Annotated in this window: 16 protein-coding genes; 15 read left to right on the top strand and 1 reads right to left on the bottom strand. The window is 56.6% G+C overall.

Going from position 1 to position 19272, the window contains the following annotated elements; translation table 11 throughout:
- The first annotated feature begins 6 nt into the window (after positions 1–6).
- The 15 genes from ASB66_RS20505 (at position 7) to ASB66_RS20435 (ending at position 17542) form a co-directional block, all read left to right on the top strand.
- Positions 7–1353: an LLM class flavin-dependent oxidoreductase gene (locus tag ASB66_RS20505; RefSeq protein ID WP_060717956.1), complete on the top strand. Its 1347-nt coding sequence runs from the start codon at positions 7–9 to the stop codon at positions 1351–1353.
- Positions 1354–1374: 21 nt separating this feature from the next.
- Complete coding sequence (locus ASB66_RS20500; RefSeq protein WP_060717955.1) at positions 1375–2586, top strand: M20 aminoacylase family protein; 1212 nt, start codon at positions 1375–1377, stop codon at positions 2584–2586.
- Between the two features lie 3 nt (positions 2587–2589).
- Positions 2590–3144 (top strand): GNAT family N-acetyltransferase, encoded by a 555-nt coding sequence (locus ASB66_RS20495; protein ID WP_171431152.1) that lies wholly within the window; start codon positions 2590–2592, stop codon positions 3142–3144.
- Positions 3145–3189: 45 nt separating this feature from the next.
- Positions 3190–4956, top strand: a complete 1767-nt coding sequence (locus tag ASB66_RS27020; protein ID WP_081089018.1) for an amino acid ABC transporter permease/ATP-binding protein — start codon at positions 3190–3192, stop codon at positions 4954–4956.
- Positions 4957–5009: 53 nt separating this feature from the next.
- Positions 5010–5948 (top strand): ABC transporter substrate-binding protein, encoded by a 939-nt coding sequence (locus ASB66_RS20485; protein ID WP_060717953.1) that lies wholly within the window; start codon positions 5010–5012, stop codon positions 5946–5948.
- A gap of 161 nt (positions 5949–6109) precedes the next feature.
- Positions 6110–7045 carry an ABC transporter substrate-binding protein gene (locus tag ASB66_RS20480; RefSeq protein ID WP_060717952.1) on the top strand — a complete coding sequence of 312 codons (936 nt, stop codon included), beginning with the start codon at positions 6110–6112 and terminating at the stop codon, positions 7043–7045.
- Positions 7046–7180: 135 nt separating this feature from the next.
- Positions 7181–8329, top strand: a complete 1149-nt coding sequence (locus ASB66_RS20475; RefSeq protein WP_081089017.1) for an LLM class flavin-dependent oxidoreductase — start codon at positions 7181–7183, stop codon at positions 8327–8329.
- Between the two features lie 689 nt (positions 8330–9018).
- Complete coding sequence (locus ASB66_RS20470; RefSeq protein ID WP_411910136.1) at positions 9019–10650, top strand: TIGR04028 family ABC transporter substrate-binding protein; 1632 nt, start codon at positions 9019–9021, stop codon at positions 10648–10650.
- 62 nt (positions 10651–10712) lie between these two features.
- Entirely contained in the window at positions 10713–11657 is a 945-nt protein-coding gene (locus ASB66_RS20465) for an ABC transporter permease (protein WP_060717975.1), read from the top strand.
- Positions 11654–12532 (top strand): ABC transporter permease, encoded by an 879-nt coding sequence (locus ASB66_RS20460; RefSeq protein ID WP_114386895.1) that lies wholly within the window; start codon positions 11654–11656, stop codon positions 12530–12532. The genes ASB66_RS20465 and ASB66_RS20460 overlap by 4 nt, the downstream gene beginning before the upstream one ends.
- A complete protein-coding gene (locus ASB66_RS20455) occupies positions 12529–14184 on the top strand; it encodes a dipeptide ABC transporter ATP-binding protein (protein WP_060717951.1) in 1656 nt (551 codons plus the stop codon). Before ASB66_RS20460 ends, ASB66_RS20455 begins: the two co-directional genes overlap by 4 nt.
- Positions 14181–15218, top strand: coding sequence for a putative FMN-dependent luciferase-like monooxygenase (locus ASB66_RS20450; RefSeq protein ID WP_060717950.1), 1038 nt, complete (start codon positions 14181–14183; stop codon positions 15216–15218). The genes ASB66_RS20455 and ASB66_RS20450 overlap by 4 nt, the downstream gene beginning before the upstream one ends.
- Before the next feature lie 32 nt (positions 15219–15250).
- Entirely contained in the window at positions 15251–15829 is a 579-nt protein-coding gene (locus tag ASB66_RS20445; RefSeq protein WP_060717949.1) for a CMD domain protein, read from the top strand.
- Between the two features lie 12 nt (positions 15830–15841).
- A complete protein-coding gene (locus ASB66_RS20440) occupies positions 15842–16444 on the top strand; it encodes an alkylhydroperoxidase domain protein (RefSeq protein WP_060717948.1) in 603 nt (200 codons plus the stop codon).
- A gap of 27 nt (positions 16445–16471) precedes the next feature.
- Positions 16472–17542: an LLM class flavin-dependent oxidoreductase gene (locus tag ASB66_RS20435; protein ID WP_060717947.1), complete on the top strand. Its 1071-nt coding sequence runs from the start codon at positions 16472–16474 to the stop codon at positions 17540–17542.
- Between the two features lie 342 nt (positions 17543–17884).
- On the opposite strand, the gene ASB66_RS20430 is transcribed toward ASB66_RS20435, so the two are convergent.
- Positions 17885–19267 carry an LLM class flavin-dependent oxidoreductase gene (locus ASB66_RS20430; protein ID WP_060717946.1) on the bottom strand — a complete coding sequence of 461 codons (1383 nt, stop codon included), beginning with the start codon at positions 19265–19267 and terminating at the stop codon, positions 17885–17887.
- Between the last annotated feature and the right edge of the window lie 5 nt (positions 19268–19272).

The following is a 19272-nucleotide window of genomic DNA, read 5'->3' as shown; positions in this document are numbered from 1 at the left end:
GTTCCCATGACCAAGAAATCCATCAATTTCGGCATTATGTTGCACGGCCCCGGCGGCCATATGAATGCGTGGAAACACCCAAGCGTTCCCGCTGATGCCAGCGTGAACTTTCCCTTCTATGTGGAAACAGCCCGCAAAGCGGAAGACGCCGGTATCGCTTTTGCCTTCGTGGCCGATGGGCTTTATATCAACGAGCATTCCATTCCGCATTTTCTCAACCGCTTTGAGCCAATTGCTATTCTCTCAGCTCTGGCGGCATCCACCTCGAAAATCGGCTTGGTCGGCACCATTTCCACCTCCTATTCCGACCCCTTCACCGTTGCCCGGCAATTTGCCTCGATTGATCTGATCAGCGGTGGCCGCGCAGGATGGAATGCCGTGACAACACCGCTGGAAGGGTCCGGCCGCAATTATAGCCGCGAACATCCCGAACATTCCCTGCGCTACCAGATTGCCGAGGAATATCTGGATGTGGTCAAGGGCCTGTGGGACAGCTGGGATGATGACGCCTTTGTGCGCAACCGCGACACGGGCACATTTTTTGATCGCGAAAAACTGCATCGACTGGATCACAAAGGCCGTTTCTTCCGGGTGGAAGGTCCGCTCAATATTGGCCGTTCCAAACAGGGGCAGCCTGTTGTGTTTCAGGCTGGCTCGTCTGACTCTGGCATTCATCTGGCAGGCAAACATGCCGATGCGGTATTTACCAACAGTGCGAGTTTTGAAGAGGGTCAGGCCTTTGCAAAGCAGGTTAAGCAAAGCGCAGTAGTGCAGGGCCGCAGCGCCAATGACGTGCTGATTTTCCCTGGTATTGGACCCGTTGTTGGTGCGACACAGGAAGAGGCGGATGAAAAATATCGGGCCATCAAGGAACTGGTGACGATTGAAGAAGCCCTGCTGTTTCTGGGCCGCTTCTTCGATCACCATGATTTCCGTCAGTATCCGCTGGATGCGCCATTCCCCGAACTGGGCGATATCGGCAAGAACAGTTTCCGCTCAACCACCGACAAGATCAAGAAGAACGCCAAGGAAAAGGGGCAAACCTTGCGTGAAGTGGCGCTGGAAGCCGCAACGCCGCGCAGCAATTTTGTCGGCACGCCGGATCGTATTGCTGACGAGATCATTCGCTGGGTGGATGGCGGTGCCGCCGACGGATTCATTTTTGGCTTTCCGGTGGTCACCGGGGGGCTTGATGATTTCGTGACGTATGTTCTGCCAGTGCTTGAAGCGCGCGGGTATTATGATCGTACCGTGCAGGGCGACACCCTGCGGGATCACCTCGGTCTTCCATTCCGCGAGAGCCGCTATACGGCCAAAACTGATGACCAGACAACAAGGGCAGCCAGCGCCTAAGCGCATCGGCTGAAAACAACCATGAACATCGCCGTTGACAGTCCCCTGGTGCAAGACCGGGTGGCAAGGAAAATCCGTACCTATCTTGATGAAATCATCGCCTTTCGGCGAGATCTGCACCAGAACCCGGAACTTGCCTTTCAGGAAAAGCGCACCAGCAATCTGGTGGTGTCGCATCTGGCCTCTTATGGCTATCAGATAGAGCATGGCATTGCCGGAACCGGCATTGTTGCCACCTTAAAAAAGGGCGAAGGTAGCCGCATCATCGGCCTTCGCGCCGATATGGATGCTCTGCCAATCGCAGAGGCCACAGGCCTTGATTATGCCAGCCGCAACAAGTCCATCATGCATGCCTGCGGGCATGATGGGCATACGGCTATTCTTCTTGCTGCTGCCCGCTATCTGGCTGAATTCAGCGAATTTGATGGCACAGTTCGGCTGATTTTCCAGCCTGCCGAAGAAATCGGCGCGGGCGCTAAAAAGCTGCTGGCGGAGGGCTTGTTCGAGCGTTTTCCGGTGGACGCAGTGTTTGGCCTGCACAATTGGCCGGATGTGCCTGCTGGCTCATTTGGCTTTGTGCCGGGACCCGCCATGGCCTCGGTGGATCAGGCCTATATCAAGGTGGTTGGCAAGGGTGGCCATGGGGCAGAGCCGCACCGGGGCGTTGATCCGGTGCTGGCCTCTGCCTCGCTGATCACCGCCTTGCAAAGCATTGTGTCGCGCAATGTCGATCCGCGCGAAATGGCGGTGATTACGGTTGGCTCAATCCATGGCGGCTCGGCCTCCAACGTCATTCCAGAAAGCGTGGAACTGAAGTTGACAGTGCGCACGTTTAATGAGGCTGTGCGCCAGCAACTGAGCGAGCGCATTCCGGCGCTGGCGAGAGCACAGGCTGAAAGCTTCGGCGCAAAGGCCGAGGTTGAGTATCGCTTTGGCTTTCCAAGTGTTCTCAATCACGCAGACGAAACCGCCTTTGCGCGGAAAGTCGCCCTGCAAACTTTCGGTGACGAGAAGGTGATTGCCGATTTCAAACCGCGCACCGCAAGCGAAGACTTTGCTTTTCTGCTGCAAGCGCGGCCCGGCAGCTATCTGTTTGTCGGCAATGGCGACGGCGCTCCGCTGCACAGCGCGTCCTATGACTTCAACGATGAGATCATTCTGCCCGCCGCTCACTACTGGGTGCGATTGGTGGAGAGCTACCTGTCATCCCCGGTTTCGACCACCACTCTCTAGAGGATGTGCACCGCCATGACCGATAAATTCGTTTACACCTCGCCGCTCGACCCCTTAGCAAAGCCGCTGATCGACGATCTGATCCGTGAATATGACAGCCGCTACGGGACGTTTTTCAGCGCGGAGGGCGCGGTAGAGGAAATCAACCGCTATCCGGCGGAAGCTTTTCAGCCGCCGTTCGGCACTTTCCTGTTGCTGCTGCGCGATGGCCAGCCGATCAGCGGGGGTGCCTTCAAGTTCTATGACGAGACCACCGCCGAGTTCAAACGCATCTGGACCCATCCCGATTATCGGCGCCAAGGCCTTGCACGCATCGTGCTGGCAGAACTCGAAGCCCAGGCGGCGCGGCAGGGCTATGGACGGATCTATCTTACCACCGGTTTTCGCCAGCCGGAGGCGGTTGGGCTTTACCTGAAGAATGGCTATAGCGCCCTGTTCGATCCGGCGGTCGATCCCGAAATCCATCGGACACTGCCCTTCGAGAAGGACATCCGCCATCTCGCCGTAGGCGATGAAAAGCCGCAGCTTCGCTCGGAGCGCCGTGCGGTCTCCGTATAGTTCTCCTCAATCTTTCAGCCCACCCTCTTCAGAAAGGACGGCGCTATGGCTCTCACTTCGGACTTTCCAGGCATCCGGCATGTGGATGTCGCCAGCGATCTGCCCCATGATCTTTCTCGTTTGAAGGTCGTTCCTGCTCGCTACCCGGCCCGGATTGTTGGCACGGTGTTTGCTGCGGCAGTCATCATCGCAGCGATCTATTCCACCTTTACCAATCCACGCTGGGGCTGGAGCGTTTTTGCGCAATGGTTCTTTGCGGAGCCGGTTCTGGCCGGGTTGGGCCGGACCCTGTTGCTGACTGTGCTCGCCACCATCAGCGGATCGGTCCTGGGGACGGCGCTGGCACTGGCCCGGGTGTCGCGCTCACCGCTGCTGTCTGGCCTATCCTGGGGCTATATCTGGCTGCTGCGCTCCATCCCGATGATTGTACTGCTTCTGGTGCTCAACAATCTCGGCTATCTCTATGAAACCATTCACATTTCCGTGCCCTTTACCGGCCAGGTGCTGGTGGATTACCCGACCGTACAATTGCTAACGCCATTTGCCGCCGCCTTTATCGGCTTGACGCTCAATCAGTCGGCTTTCTTTGCCGAGATCGTTCGCGGCGGCATTCTCTCGGTCGATCAGGGTCAGTTGGAGGCGGCGGCTGCCCTTGGCCTGCCGCGCCGCCGCCAGGCATTCAGGATTGTGCTGCCCCAGGCGATGCGCACCATCCTGCCGACCGGTTTCAATGAGATCATCGGTCTGGCCAAGGCCACCTCCATTGTCTATGTGCTGGCGCTGCCGGAATTGTTCTACACCGTGCAGGTCATCTATCGCCGCAATCTGGAAGTCATTCCGCTGCTGATGGTCGCTACCGCCTGGTATTTGGTGATCATGACGGTGCTTTCGGTCGCCCAGCACTATATCGAGCGGCATTTTTCCAAAGGTGCCCTGCGCAATCCGAAGCCCCTGCCATTCCGGGCGTTCTTCGGGCGCGCGGCATTGACAACGGTGCCAGCGGTGACGGCCAATCGCCGGTCGGCCCTGAAGGATTTGACAGCGCTTCGCCAGGGCGGCGTGGTGCGCATCCAGAATGTGTCGAAAAGTTTTGGCCATCTGAAGGTTCTGGATGGTGTCGATCTGACGCTGAAAGCCGGAAGCGTCACGGCAATTCTTGGCCCTTCAGGTTCTGGAAAATCGACGCTTTTGCGCAGCATCAACCATCTGGAGCGTGTCGATCACGGCTTCATCTCGGTTGATGGCGAACTGGTCGGCTATAATAGGCGCGGCAATGTGCTTTACGAATTGAAGGAGAAGGACATCCTGAAACGCCGCGTCGAGATCGGTATGGTGTTCCAGAGCTTTAATCTCTTTCCGCATCTGACGGTTCTTGAAAACCTGATCGAAGCACCGATTGCCGTCCTTGGCCTTCCACGCGACGAGGCCATTCTGCTGGCCCAGGATTTGCTGGCCCGTGTCGGCCTGAGCGACAAGATCCATGCCTATCCCCGGCAATTGTCCGGCGGCCAGCAGCAGCGTGTGGCGATTGCCCGGGCGCTGGCGCTGAAGCCCAAGGTTCTGCTGTTCGACGAACCAACCTCAGCGCTCGACCCTGAACTGGTGGGGGAAGTGCTTGATGTGATCAAGGAACTGGCGCGCACCGGTACGACGCTGGTGATCGTCACCCATGAAATCGGCTTTGCCCGTGAAGTCGCCGATACGGTCGTCTTCATGGAAGGCGGCCGCGTGCTGGAAGTGGATACCCCGGAACGGATCTTTAGCCATGCCGCTCACCCGCGCACCCAGGAATTCCTGGCCAAGGTGCTGTGAGCGCCCGCACTGAAACTTAACCCCATCAACCCCATTTCTGACTGGAGAGCAGCATGACATTTCGGAAAATCCTGCCGGGCCTGGCCCTGGCGGCATTCACGGCACTGACCGCAGACAGCGCATTGGCTGCCGATAAATTTGATCTGAGTCCTGACATATCAAACCGGGTGAGGGCCGAGAAAAACGAGGCGGCGATTGCGGCGATCAAGCCCGGTTTCAAATTCACGACGCCAGGCAAATTCACGGTGGCCGTCAGCCCTTTCGATCCGCCGGTTGTGACCTATGCATCCGATGCCAAGACGATTCTCGGGGCCGACCCGGATCTTGCGCAATTGCTGGCGGATTCGCTGGGAGTAGAGCTTGAAATTGTCCCCGTCGCCTGGGCGGACTGGCCGCTCGGTATCGCTTCTGGCAAATACGATGCTGTGATCAGCAATGTCACCGTGACGGAGCAGCGTAAGGAAAAATATGATTTTTCCAGCTATCGTCGTGATCTGCTGGGCTTTTACGTCGCCAAGAACAGCCCGATTACCGACATCAAAGAGCCGAAGGATGTCGCGGGCCTGAAGCTGATCACCTCATCCGGTACTAATCAGGAAAAGATCATTCTGGACTGGGATCGCCAGAATGTCGCCGCCGGGCTGAAGCCGATCAAGGTGCAATATTACGAGGATAGCGCCGCCAGCGATCTTGCGCTCCAGTCGGGACGTGCCGATGTGCGGTTCAACACCAATGCCAGCCAGGCCTATGGTGCGCTGATCAAGGGCAACACGCGGCTGGTCGGCAATGTCAATGGCGGCTGGCCGTTGACAGCGGATATCGCCACTGTGACCCGCAAAAATGCGGGGCTTGCCGATGCCTTGACCATTGCCACAAACGCCCTGATCAAAAACGGCAAATATGGCGAAGTGCTGAAGCGCTGGAACCTGACGGCGGAAGCCATTCCGGAAAGCCGCACCAACCCGCCTGGCCTGCCCAAAAGCGGATCATAATCTCAACACGGTTGGGCGGGTTTGAAACCCGCCTTTTGTTTTAGAGTCTGCCAAGTTCAGATTGAAGCAGACAGACTCTAAATTCTCTTGTTGCCGTTTGTCTTATCGGGAAACCCGGTAACCACTTTTCCTTGACAAACTCTAGAAACAGGATCTTCTTCATGGAACATGCTTTCTTCCGCTCAGCTCGAATGCTGGCAGCCGGTGCCTTGACACTTTTGGTCTCAGCGCCGGTGCATGCCCAACAGTTTGATCTCAGCCCTGAACAGCCGGGCCGACTGCATACGCAAAAAGATCCGAAAGCGGCTTCAGCCCTTCCAAAGGATTTCAAATTCGCCCGTGCCGGAGTGTTAACGGTGGCCGTTGCTGTCGGCGCTCCACCGATCACAGCCTATGCGACGGATGCGAAAACGGTGATCGGTTTTGATCCGGACCTCGCCTCGCTGGTGGCAGAGAGTCTTGGCCTGAAGCTGGAACTTCTGTCTGTCGCGTGGGCTGATTGGCCACTGGGCCTCACCTCTGGCAAATATGATGCCGTGATTTCAAACGTCGGTGTCACCGAACAGCGCAAGCGGAAATTCGACTTCTCCACATACAGACAGGGACTACACGGCTTTTACGTCAAAAAAGATGGTCCGATCACGTCCATTAAGGAGCCAAAGGATGTTGCCGGCCTGAGGATCATCGTCAGTTCGGGTACCATTCAGGAGCGGATTCTGCTGGAATGGGACAAGCAAAACACGGCAAACGGGCTGAAACCGCTTGAACTGCAATATTACGATGACGATGCAGCCGCTGATCTGGCTCTGCAATCCGGTCGGGCTGACGCCAATCTTGGCCCGAATGCCGTGCAGGCATGGCAGGCAGCAACCCTTGGCCGCAAGCGGTTGGTGGGAACTATCAATGCCGGCTGGCCATTGACAGCTGAGGTGGGCGTGACGACTCGAAAAGGCAGCGGATTGGCGGAGCCGATCAGCATTGTCATCGACGGTCTGATCGCCAGCGGCCAATATCAGGCGACGCTGTCTCGGTGGAATCTGACACCGGAAGGCCTGCAAGCCTCAAAAGTCAATCCTCCAGGTCTGCCTGCCAATTGAACAAACCCATATGGCTTATAGCATCGTGCAAAAAACGTGAGTCAAAGAAATGCTGTAAGGTCTTGGTTTTACAACGGATTTATCAGAAAACCGGTTCCCATTTTTCGGTCCGATGCTGTAGAAAAGGATCCATCCATGACCATTGCAATAGACCATATCGGATTTCTCACCCCTGGAAACTATCCGCCAGCCAATCCACTGGCTGGACTGGAAGCAACCTTGCAACTGTTTGAGCATGGCGAGCAGCTTGGCTTTAACTCGGCTTGGGTGCGGCATCGGCATCTGGAGCCAGGCATTTCCTCAGCTGCGGTTTTTCTGGCAGCTGCTGGTCAACGTACCCGCCATATCGAAATTGGTACCGCAGTCATTCCGCTCGGCTACGAAAGTCCGTTTCGACTGGCGGAAGATCTGGCGCTCGCCGATGTACTCTCCAGCGGACGGCTGAACATTGGCATCAGCGTCGGATTGCCAGCCCATATTGAACTGATTGGCAGAAGGGTGTTCGATGGCGATTGGACTAAATACGACTTTTCCTACAACCGTGCCCTGCGGCTGATTGATAATCTGCGCAGTGACTATCTCGGATCTAAGGAAACAAGGCTGACAACGCCCTTTGGCCCACAGCGTCCCAGGCTGCAACCCTCGGCTAAAGGGCTGATTGATCGCATCTGGTATGGCGGCGGCTCCATTGCATCGGCCAAGTGGGCAGGTAGTAATGGCCTCAACCTTTTAATTGGCAATGTGACATCTGGCGAAGATACTGATGATTTCTATGTTGCGCAGGCAAGGCAGCTCAGTCTCTACCGGGCAGCAGGATGTGCTGCCAGCCGGGTGGCTCTAGGTCGGGTAATTGTACCGCTCGACAGCGCCAGCGCAACCACGCGGCGCAAATATCTTGACTTTGCCAAAGCTCGGCTGGAGCGCACGCTCCATCCCAATGGTCCAAACCGCACACTTTATCCTCGTGATCTGGTCGGCAATAGCGACGACATTGTCAACTGGTTGCACGCCGACCCGATCATCAAAGAGGTCTCTGAACTGCGCCTGGAACTACCCTATGAATTTGAACAGAACGAATATTACCAGATTCTGCACGATTTTGTGACCAAAATTGCACCCAGACTTGGCTGGCACGCACAGGATTTTGCCACAAGGGATGAACAATCCAGCGGAAAACTCATATCCGCCCATCAGAAGAAGACAAAGGATTATCAAGCGGTTCAAGTCAGCGCGACAGCTTCAGAGTTTCGTTTCCATCCACGACCCGATCGCCGACCTCTTTAACCTTCAACGCCACGATATCCCATCCGCCCACCATCGCGAACTGAGAGCAGCAGCCATACACGCATGGCACCCAATTGCGCGGCTCTGCGCCGCATGAACCATGTTCTTTACACCCAGACGTTGGTTTCATGGTCTTAAATTTACGCGGCAGACCATCCCGAAATTTTGTGACATTGCCCTTGCGCAAACACAGGCTTGAACAACAACAAAAGAACCGGGGAGGCAGTCACGGATTGCCTTACTATATCAGCGGTCGATGATGCCGGCAAAAACAGCGTGAGAAGGTCAGCGTAGCAAGGGTGATTCAAATATCTGTTCCTTGCGAGAGTCTGTCAGGCTCAGATTGAACAGACAGACTCTCGCTTCTCTTGTTACCGTTTGTCTTTTATGAAAAACCGGTAACCACTTTCCCCTGGCAAACTCGAAGCCTGAGCAAAATTTTGCCTGCGCGCAATTTGAACGCCACGCAATAAATACCAAAAATCAATCCGCTATCCGCTTTTCAACCCGATTTTTCGATCTTCAAAACCGGTCTTTCCTAAAAATTTTCCAACTCATCAACGTGAAGCATGAATCTTCCAGAAGGGCACTGAAAAATAGAATAGTAAATCAATAGACAATATTGATTGAAACGCGCAAAGGTCTACCCTTGTCCCACGGGTTCATTCACTTAACCTCCAGGGACATTGATGATGACGCTTCGCCGCACTTTTCTTGGCCTTAGCCTCGCGCTGGCCGCTTCTGTTAGCCTCTCGACCATCGGCCATGCATCTGATGCGCCGGTCAAGGGCGGAACCTTGGTCTATCTTGAGCAGCAGGCCCATACCAATCTCTACCCACCAGCAGGCGGCTTTTACCCCAACAGCGGCATTCTGAACCAGATCACCGACAAGCTGACCTATCAAAACCCGAAGACGCTGGAGATCGAGCCGTGGATTGCCGAAAGCTGGACGGTCAATGCCGATAACACGGAATATACCTTCAAGATCCGCCCCGGCGTGACGTTCTCCGATGGCTCTCCCGTGGATGCCAATGCGGTGGCCAAAAACTTCGATCGCTTCGGGCTTGGTGATAAGGGCTTGAAACAGCCGGTGTCGGAAGTGGTCAACAATTACGACCACAGCGAAGTGATTGACCCGCTGACGGTGAAATTCGTGTTTAAAAAGCCCTCGCCGGGCTTTCTGCAAGGCACATCCGTTATCGGCTCCGGTCTGGTGTCGTTGAAAACCCTCTCGCTGCCGTTTGAGCAATTGGGCGATGCAACCAAAATCATCGGCTCCGGTCCCTTTGTCGTCAGTGCTGAGACGCTTGGCAAATCGCTCGATCTGAAAGTGCGCGCCGATTACAATTGGGGTCCGAAAAAGCTGGAGCATCAGGGCCGCGCCTATCTTGATGGCATCAAATATATCATCACCCGTGAAGATGGCGTGCGTATTGGTGCGCTTCTGGCCGGTCAGGCCGATCTGATCCGCCAGATTCAGGCCTATGATGAGGCGCAGGTTGAAACACAAAATTTCAAGATCTATGCACCCGGCACCCGTGGCGTGAACAATTCGGTGGTGTTCAGGCCAGACAATCCGCTGGTTGCTGATGTGCGGGTGCGCAAGGCGCTGTCTATGGCAACCAACCGCGATGAAATCATCAAAACCCTGTTTTCCAAGAATTATCCGCGTGCCACTTCCATCATTGCCTCTTCAGCCATTGGCTATGTCGATCAATCCGACAAGCTGGGCTTTGACGTTGAAAAGGCCAAGGCTCTGCTGGATGAAGCCGGATATAAGCCCGGCACTGAAGGCATCCGTGCCAAGGAAGGGGCCAAGCTGGTGCTGACCGCCTATGAATCCTTGCCGCAACCGCAAAACCGTGCCGCCTTGCAACTGATTGCCCAGCAATGGCAAAAAGTGGGCGTGAAGCTCAATGTGCTCGCAGGCGATGCGGGAAGTGCCGCTTTGGATGATCTTGATCCGCAGAAAACCCCGGTGGCACCTGCCATGGTGGGACGTGCTGATCCGGATGTGATCAAGAGCCAATATTACCCGAAAAACCGCGATGTGCTGCGACAGAAAGGCGGGGCAAGTGACAAGGTGCAGGGCTTTGTCGATGAGAAGCTCAATGCCATTTTGGAAGAGATCAGCTCCCAGCCTGATCCACAAAAGCGCTTGAAGGCCGTGGCCGATGCGCAGGCCTATGTGCTGGATCAGGCCTATGCCATCCCAATTTTTGAAGAGCCACAGGCTTTTGCCGGAGCGCCTTACGTGAAGGGTGTGGCTTTTGATGCCGTTGCCCGCCCAAGCTTCTACAGCGTCTGGCTGGATAAATAATCGTCAGCAACCGGGTGGCGGCAACCGATGCCACCCGGTTTTGAAATCTGCGGAGATCGATGATGACGCGATATGTTGCAAGCCGGATAGGACAGGCGGTTCTGGTGCTCTGGGCAGCCTTTACCCTGTCCTTTATTCTGTTGCAGGCCATGCCCGGAGATGCGGTGCTGATCAAGTTTCTCAGCCCGGATTATGGGTTAAGCCCCGACCAGATTAAGGAAATTCGTGCCGCTTATGCCGTAGATTCCTCGGTGTTCGTACAGTATTTCCACACACTGGCGAATTTCTTACAGGGCGATTTTGGCTATTCGCTGCATGCAGGCGTGCCTGTGACGGCGCAATTGGCCACCAATCTGCCTGCCACGCTGACACTGGCGGCGCTCGCCTTTGGTGCTGCCATCGCCCTTGCGGTCTTTGTAGCAGTACTGTCTTCACTCGCGCCGTTTTCGTTTCTGCGCAATCTGGTGCAGGCGGTGCCTTCGCTGTTGATTTCGGTTCCGGTGTTCTGGCTGGGCATTATGCTGATCCAGATTTTCTCCTTCCGGCTCAAGCTGGTGTCAGTGATCAATCCCGGACCATGGGAAAGTCTGGTGCTGCCGGTTATCACCCTGTCGGTCCCCATTGCCGCGCCTCTGGCGCAAATCCTGATCCGCAATATTGATGAAATCCGCACAAGGCCTTTCATCTCTGTGGTGATTGCCAAGGGGGCCACGCCCGCCCGCGTGCTATGGCGGCATGTGGCCATCAATGCGGCTTTACCAGTTATGACCATTGCCGGTGTGCTGTTTGGCGAGCTTTTGGCCGGAGCCGTGGTGACCGAAACCGTGTTTGGCCTGAACGGGCTTGGCGAATTGACCGAAAAAGCCGTCAGCACGCAGGATATTGCCGTGCTTCAGGCCATTGTGGTGATCTCCGCCACTGCCTTTGTCATCATCAATCTTCTGGTCGATCTTGCCTATCCCCTTCTCGATCCCCGCCTGAGAAGCCGGAACGGAGCCACATCATGAGCAGTGTCGAAATTCTTTCTCTGCAAACCCATGCCGTGAAATCCGATAGCGTCACCAGCCGGACATCCCTCACCCGTTTGAAACGGCTGCGCCCCGGATTGGTTTTGGCGTGGGTGGTCATGGTCACCGTGCTGCTCTGGGCGGCTTTGCCATGGCTGTTTACCAGCTATAACCCGCTGGAAGGCATTTCCGGCGGGCAGTTGAAAGCGCCATCTGCGGCGCATCTTCTCGGCACGGATTCCCTTGGGCGTGATCTTTATGCGCGGATTGTCTATGGCTCCGTTCACTCGCTGTCTGGTGCACTTGCCGCCGTTGGTGTGGGGTTGGTGGCGGGCACCCTGCTTGGGCTTTTTGCCGGAGCCGTGGGCGGGCGCTGGGATATGGTCATCATGCGCCTTGTCGATGTGCTGCTGTCTATTCCCACGCTGCTTCTGTCCCTCAGCATCATCATTCTGCTTGGCTTTGGCACCATCAATGCCGCCATTGCGGTGGGTGTTTCCGCCATTGCCGGTTTTGCCCGGTTGACCCGTTCCGAAGTGGTGCGGGTGCGGCGGGCGGATTTTGTCGAAGCCGCCTATGGCAGCGGTGGCACATTTTTGAGCGTGCTGTGGCGGCACATACTGCCGAATTCGCTTACCTCGGTGATTGCCTATGCCGCCGTGCAATTTGGCTGGGCCATTTTGCAAATGTCCACGCTGGGCTTTCTCGGCTATGGCGCACCGCCGCCAACACCGGAATGGGGCCTGTTGATTTCCGAAGGACGCAATTACCTCGCCACCGCCTGGTGGCTGACCACAGCCCCCGGCCTGATTGTGGTCGCCGTGGTGCTGTCTGCCAACCGCATCAGCCAATCCTTGGGGAGCACCAGCCGATGAGCCAGACCCCTTCTGTTCTCGATATACGTGACCTGAATATTTCCTATGGTGATGGAGAAACGCGCACCCGCGTAGTGCATGATGTCTCGTTCTCGTTCTCGTTCTCGGTCGGGGCTGGCGAGGTTGTGGCACTGGTGGGCGAAAGCGGATCCGGCAAGACCTCCACGGCACAGGCCATCATTGGCCTGCTATCTGGCAATGGCCAGATTGATAGCGGCTCCATCCGTTTGAATGGCGAGGAGATTTCGCGCTGGAGTGAAAAGCGCTTGCGCGGCATCCGCGGCCCCGTTCTCAGCCTTATTCCGCAAGACCCGTCCAATTCGCTCAATCCGGTGCTCACAGTTGGCGCGCAGGTGCGCGAAATTCTGGAAATCCACGGCAAGCTTTCCCGCCGGGATGCTGATAGGCGCGTGGTGGAGCTGTTGACGCAAGTGGGCCTTTCCCAGCCAGAGCTTCGGGCCAAACAATATCCGCACGAACTCTCCGGCGGCATGAAACAGCGGGTGCTGATTGCCATCGCCATTGCGCTCAAACCAGCGCTGATCATTGCCGATGAGCCCACCTCGGCACTGGATGTCACCGTGCAGCGTCGCATTCTGGATTTGATTGACGATCTGCGCAAAGCCTATGGCACCGCCGTTCTGCTGGTGACCCATGATCTGGGCGTTGCCGCTGATCGCTCGGATCGGCTGGTGGTGCTCCAGTCTGGCCGCATTCAGGAACAGGGCAAGACAGCAGAGGTGTTGGCCGCACCCAAAAGCGCTTATACGGCAAGGCTCTTATCCGATGCGCCATCGCTGGCGGCCCCGATTGTGCGGCCTGCCATTGCGGCGGATCGTCCCATCAGTGTTACCGTCGATAATCTCGTGCAGGAATTCAAACTGCCAACGGGTGAACGTTTCCGCGCTGTTGATGGCCTGTCCTTCACCGTTCCGCAAGGCACCACCCATGCCATCGTTGGCGAATCCGGCTCTGGCAAAACCACCACAATCCGGGGCATTGCCGGGTTTCAGAAAGTGACTTCCGGCAGCATCAGGGTGGGTGATTTTGATCTTGGCAGCCTGAACCACAAAAGCCTGCGTGCGTTCCGGCGCAAGGTGCAGCTTGTCTATCAAAACCCGTGGAGTTCTCTGGACCCCAAGCAGACGATTTTCTCGATTGTCGGAGAACCGCTGCTGAATTTTGAACCGCTTCCGAAGCAAGAACGCGCCGCGCGCGTTGAAGCTATGATTGAACGCGTTGGCCTGCCGCTTTCCGTTCTCAGCCGCAAACCCCATGCGCTCTCAGGCGGGCAGCGCCAGCGGGTGGCCATTGCCCGCGCTCTGGTGCTGGAGCCAGAGGTGGTTGTGCTGGACGAGGCCGTCTCGGCGTTGGATGTGACGGTGCAGGCGCAAATTCTTGCCCTGCTTGGCAGTTTGCAGCGCGATTTTGGCCTAACCTATATTTTCGTATCGCACGATCTGGCCGTGGTGCGCCAGATCGCTGACACCGTTTCGGTTTTACACAATGGCAAACAGGTTGATTACGGCCCGGTTGAAGAGGTCTTCACCCATCCACAAAGCGCCTACACCCGCGAATTGATCGAGGCCATTCCCGGTCGGGCTTTTCCGCAAAAACACCAACATTCACTGACAGCAGGATCACCATCATGACGCAGACAACACAGCCAAAACGGCTTGGCTTTTTCACACGGTTGCTGGATGATACCGATGCGGCGGGGCGCTATCGTCTGGCTGAAGAGCAAATCCAGCACGCCGAAGCCAATGGCTTTGACAGCGCATGGATCGCCCAGCATCACTTCCATGCCGAAGAAGGTGGCCTGCCATCGCCAGCGGTTTTCCTCGCCCATGTTGCGGCCCGCACATCCACCATTCGGCTTGGCACCGGGGTCATCACCCTGCCAATGGAAAATCCTCTGCGGGTAGCCGAAGATACCGCCGTGACCGATCTTTTGTCGGGTGGTCGTCTGGAAGTGGGCTTTGGCACCGGTGGCACCCGTGAATCGTTCGAGGCTTTTGGCATAGCTGCCGACAAGCGCGGCGAGGTCTATGGCCAATATCTCGACATCGTTCGCAAGGCTTGGGCGGGCAAGGACGTGGGCGCAGGCAATCGGCTCTATCCCAATGCCCCGCATCTGCTGGATCGGGTGTGGCTTGCCACCTTCTCACCCGTTGGCGCAAAGCTTGCGGGTGAAAGCGGCGATGGATTGATGCTGTCTCGCACCCAGCCGCGCCCGGCAGATAGACCCGGTGCGCGACTTGATGAATTGCAAAACCCGATCATCGATACCTATCTGAACGCATTGCCCCAAGGCCGCGCCCCGCGCATTCTCGGCTCCCGCAGCCTATTTGTGGCCGAAGACCGCAAGCGCGCTTTGAAGCTGGCAGAAGCTGGCCTCACCAAAGTCGCCGCCCGCTTTGCCGCAGCAGGCCATCGCATTGAAGGCACCAGCGTGGAAGATCTGATCAAGGCGCTGGATAGCCATGTGGGCACACCGGATGATGTGATTGCCTCGCTGAAGGCTGATACAGCACTGGCCCGCTCCACCGAACTCGTGTTTCAGGTTCACTCCATCGATCCACCCCATGCCGATATTCTGCGCTCGATTGAGCTGATTGCCGCAGAAGTCGCCCCCAAACTGGGCTGGAGCAGAAACACGCAGCAAGCGCTGGCCGCCGCAGAATAATCAATTGAATTTTATCAGGAAAGTAAAGTCTGATGACCGATATTATTGACACTCTCAGCGGCATTGTTCCCGGCTCCAAAGGCGAGGCTTTGCGCGCACGCCGCCCTGTGACCAAGGACGGGGCGCAAGCCAGCTGGCAAGCACTGTTTGCACCCGGCGATGACAGCCAGATTTCCATCGAAGAGCGCTTTGCTGTTGCTGTTTTCGTGGCCGCCCTGCACGGCCAACCGGAGATCGCCGCATTCTACGCGGAAAAGCTCGCCGCCAATCCTGCGCTGTTGACCGCTGTTCAGACCGCTGCATCGAAGGGAACAGCCATTGGCCCTTACGGCCATTATCCCGCTGGTCCGCTCTCCTCTGAGAACAGCGAGGGGCCTGTTTTTACCGTGGCTGAGAGCGAAAAAACCATCCTTGGTGCCCGCTTAAGTGCGGCGCTGGAACACGCCCATCTTCTGATTTTTCATCTGCGCGATGCCAAGCCGCAGGCACTTGATGCCCTGCTCAAGGCAGGCTGGAGCACCACCGGCATTGTCACGCTGTCGCAGCTGATTTCCTTCCTCGCCTTTCAGATCCGCGTTGTCGCCGGTCTGAAAGTCTTGAACGCCGCATAAGGACGATCCATCATGACCGACACGATTATCGAACCCAAGGTGGACAACGCCCCCAATGTGTTCACGCAAGACCAGATCGGCTGGACACCATGGCTTGAGCCTCTCACCGAATCTGAATTGACAGAGCGCCATTATGAAGCGCTGGTGGATAAGGCGCGGGCGAAATCACCCTATTTTTCGCTTCTGGTGCGCGATCCCGATATTCTGGAAGCCCGCACCAAGACCGATAAGGATATTTTCTACAACACCGCAGATGGCCTGCCCCGCGCCGAGCGCGAACTGAGCGCCACCACCACATCGCGCTATAATGGCTGCATCTTTTGCGCGTCCGTCCATTCCCGCTTTGCATCGCACCACTCACCGCGCAAGGATGATGTGCAAAAACTGCTGGATGACGGCGTGGGGGCTGATCTTGATGAGCGCTGGAACGCCATTGTCAGCGCTTCTGTTGCATTGACCGCAACACCGCCCGTGTTTGCGGCAACCCATGTGGAGCGGCTTCGCGCGGCCGGTCTCTCCGATGACGAGATCTATGATGTCGTGCATGGCGCGGCCTTCTTCAACTGGGCAAACCGCTTGATGCTCTCGCTGGGCGAGCCAACACCAGCGGTTTGAATTCAATGAGGCATGTTGGAGGACACAATGAGCAATGAGTTGCAATGTCTCTGGTACATTCCCAACCAGACTGTACCGGGGCATCGCGGTGACGATACTGTCGTTGGTCACAACAATCTTGAAACACTGGTGACACAAGCCGAAGCGCTGGAACAAAACGGCTGGCAAGGCGCGCTGATCGGCACCGGTTGGGGGCGCCCTGATACATTCACCGTCGCAACAGCGCTGGCCACACGCACGCGCAGTTTTGAAGCCTTGATTGCCATCCGGCCGGGCTATTGGCAGCCCGCCCATTTCGCCGCATCCGCCGCCACGCTGGATCACCTGACGGGCGGGCGTGTGCGCATCAATATTGTGTCTGGCAAAGATTCCGTCTCGGCCTATGGCGACACCGAGGGTGATCAAGCCGAGCGCTATGGCCGCACCCGCGAGTTCATGCGGCTGACCCGCCGCCTGTGGACCGAGGAGAATGTCAGCTTCAACGGGCACTATTACCACGTCACAAAGTCAACCGTTCAGCCAAGGCTTCAGCAGCGCGGGGAGCGCAAACACCCCCTGCTCTATTTTGGCGGTGCCTCCCCTGCTGCCGAACAGGTGTCGGCAACCGAGGCCGATGTTCAGCTGTTTTGGGGCGAACCGCTTGCGGATATTGCCGAGCGGATAGACCGCCTGAAGGCCCTGAGCCATAAGCTGGATCGTGATCTGCCCCCTCTCCAGTTCGGCCTGCGCGTGACCACGCTGGTGCGCGACACAACAGAACAGGCATGGGCTGATGCCGAGGCGAAGGTTGAGGCGATGGCCAAGAGCAGCGGCGTGGTCTGGCACGATCACGCAGGCACCGTTGCCATTGGCCAACAGCGGCTCTATGATCTGGCCAAGCGCGGCGATGTTCTCGACGACAATCTCTACACCACACCCGGAAAATTTGGCGGCGGCGGGGCTGGCACCACCTGGCTGGTGGGTTCTGCGCAGGATGTTGCCCGTTCCCTAAAAAAATATCAGGACCTGGGAATCACGCATTTCGTTTTATCAGATACGCCTTATCTCGGCGAAATTGCACGACAGGGACAGCAGGTGCTGCCTCTACTTCGCGGATAAGGGCGCTCACAACAACAATGTAACGAAGGCCATCCTATAGAACCTCGTGATATAATGTTCCCACATAACGTCATGTCTGATAAACTCGCCGCAGGCCAGACCAATGCTATGTAATACTGGATGCCCCAGCCATGGCAGCATAACTTAAATCAAACGGTCTCCAGCAAAATTAGAGCGCGGTTCAGACGCAATAAGGCTCTGGAAGCTGGCGCGTTTCTCAAATATGAGCAAGTCCATTGGCGACCGACTCATCCACGGTTGGCCATCATAGCAGATCACAGACCAAATGCGCCTGAGACAGTATCCTATTTCTGCCAGGCATGAGACGATCTACAAATTCGTCTATTCTGCCGATGGACATGTTATCAAGCAGTCCCTATAGCGACTGTCGGCATGGCGGGTGGGAAGCCGGTTGCCTTCGCCGAACAGCCGATGCCGTAAGGAGCCCTGGCCATAGCTGGTCTTGTAAGCGCCCCGGCTTTGCAATTCCGGCACCACAAACTCGATAAAATCCTCATAGCTTTCCGGTGTCACGGCGCGGGTGAGATTGAAGCCATCAATATCGCCTTCATCGATCCAGGAGATCAGTTCCTCTGCTACCTCGCCAGGCCCGCCGGTGATTAACGGATAACGTCCACCGATGGAAAGCTCGTTCAACAATTGCCGCTTGGTCCATCCCTTTTGTTTGGCAAGTTGCGTGACGGACTGGATGGCATTGGTGGGGCCGTACTGGATAGGATCATCAAGCTCGTAGCGGGAGAGATCGATGCCGCTTCCGGCCGAAAAATGTGCTAGGCCCGCTTCCGGGCTGGCATAGCGGCGGTAGTCCTCCAGCTTGTCGGCGGCGGCTTCCCGGCTTTTGTCGGTCACGACAGTAACACCGAGAAAGATCTTGATGTCGTCAGGGTGGCGACCTGCGGCGACCACCTCTTCCCGCAAAGACTGGGCTGTTTTACGCGCTGCTGCCTTGTCCGTGGCGCCGATAAACACGCATTCGGCGTGGCGTGCGGCAAATTTCCGGCCCCGGCCCGATGTGCCGGCCTGATAGAGTACCGGCGTACGCTGGATCGAGGGCTCACACAGATGATAGCCCTCGGACTGGTAATAGGGTCCATGGTGCTGGACCTTATGAACCTTGGCAGGATCGGCATATATCCGCGCCTGCTTGTCGAGGCGCACGGCCCCCTCCTCCCAGCTTCCCTCCCAGAGCTTATATAACAGGTCCATATAGTCGTCGGTCTGGTCGTAGCGGGTGTCATGCTCGGTCATGCCGGTCTTGCCCAATGCCTTGGCGGCGCTATCGAGATAACCAGTGACGATATTCCAGCAGATCCGGCCTGAGGTGAGATGATCGAGCGTCGAGATTTTTCTGGCAAAGGTATAGGGTGCCTCGACACTGGTATTCACGGTGATGCCAAAACCAAGATTATCGGTGACGGATGCCATGCCCGACACCAGCAGCATCGGGTCATTCACCGGTAGCTGAATCGATTCGCGCAATGTCAGATCAACCGAATTCTGGTAAATATCATAGACGCCGACAATGTCGGCGAGAAACAGCCCATCAAACAGGCCGCGCTCCAGTGTGCGGGCCAGATCGGTCCAGTAGCGCAGCGTCTTGTATTCATGGGAGCGATCACGGGGATGTGCCCAAAGCCCATGGTTGATATGCCCCACACAATTCATAGTGAAGGCATTGAGGATAATCTGTTTTATGGGAGGCATGATAC

Origin of the sequence: Gillisella vitis (assembly GCF_001541345.2) — a bacterium.
In the GTDB taxonomy this organism is placed as follows: domain Bacteria; phylum Pseudomonadota; class Alphaproteobacteria; order Rhizobiales; family Rhizobiaceae; genus Allorhizobium; species Allorhizobium vitis.
Note: the sequence above shows the minus strand (reverse complement) of the source record. Positions and strands in the feature narration are given on the sequence as shown.

Excerpts from the sequence above, each read along its gene's own strand:
- ASB66_RS20505 (WP_060717956.1), top strand. The coding sequence starts at position 7 with ATGACCAAGAAATCCATCAATTTCGGCATTATGTTGCACGGCCCCGGC.
- ASB66_RS20500 (WP_060717955.1), top strand. The coding sequence starts at position 1,375 with ATGAACATCGCCGTTGACAGTCCCCTGGTGCAAGACCGGGTGGCAAGG.
- ASB66_RS20495 (WP_171431152.1), top strand. The coding sequence starts at position 2,590 with ATGTGCACCGCCATGACCGATAAATTCGTTTACACCTCGCCGCTCGAC.
- ASB66_RS27020 (WP_081089018.1), top strand. The coding sequence starts at position 3,190 with ATGGCTCTCACTTCGGACTTTCCAGGCATCCGGCATGTGGATGTCGCC.
- ASB66_RS20485 (WP_060717953.1), top strand. The coding sequence starts at position 5,010 with ATGACATTTCGGAAAATCCTGCCGGGCCTGGCCCTGGCGGCATTCACG.
- ASB66_RS20480 (WP_060717952.1), top strand. The coding sequence starts at position 6,110 with ATGGAACATGCTTTCTTCCGCTCAGCTCGAATGCTGGCAGCCGGTGCC.
- ASB66_RS20475 (WP_081089017.1), top strand. The coding sequence starts at position 7,181 with ATGACCATTGCAATAGACCATATCGGATTTCTCACCCCTGGAAACTAT.
- ASB66_RS20470 (WP_411910136.1), top strand. The coding sequence starts at position 9,019 with ATGATGACGCTTCGCCGCACTTTTCTTGGCCTTAGCCTCGCGCTGGCC.
- ASB66_RS20465 (WP_060717975.1), top strand. The coding sequence starts at position 10,713 with ATGACGCGATATGTTGCAAGCCGGATAGGACAGGCGGTTCTGGTGCTC.
- ASB66_RS20460 (WP_114386895.1), top strand. The coding sequence starts at position 11,654 with ATGAGCAGTGTCGAAATTCTTTCTCTGCAAACCCATGCCGTGAAATCC.
- ASB66_RS20455 (WP_060717951.1), top strand. The coding sequence starts at position 12,529 with ATGAGCCAGACCCCTTCTGTTCTCGATATACGTGACCTGAATATTTCC.
- ASB66_RS20450 (WP_060717950.1), top strand. The coding sequence starts at position 14,181 with ATGACGCAGACAACACAGCCAAAACGGCTTGGCTTTTTCACACGGTTG.
- ASB66_RS20445 (WP_060717949.1), top strand. The coding sequence starts at position 15,251 with ATGACCGATATTATTGACACTCTCAGCGGCATTGTTCCCGGCTCCAAA.
- ASB66_RS20440 (WP_060717948.1), top strand. The coding sequence starts at position 15,842 with ATGACCGACACGATTATCGAACCCAAGGTGGACAACGCCCCCAATGTG.
- ASB66_RS20435 (WP_060717947.1), top strand. The coding sequence starts at position 16,472 with ATGAGCAATGAGTTGCAATGTCTCTGGTACATTCCCAACCAGACTGTA.
- ASB66_RS20430 (WP_060717946.1), bottom strand. The coding sequence starts at position 19,267 with ATGCCTCCCATAAAACAGATTATCCTCAATGCCTTCACTATGAATTGT.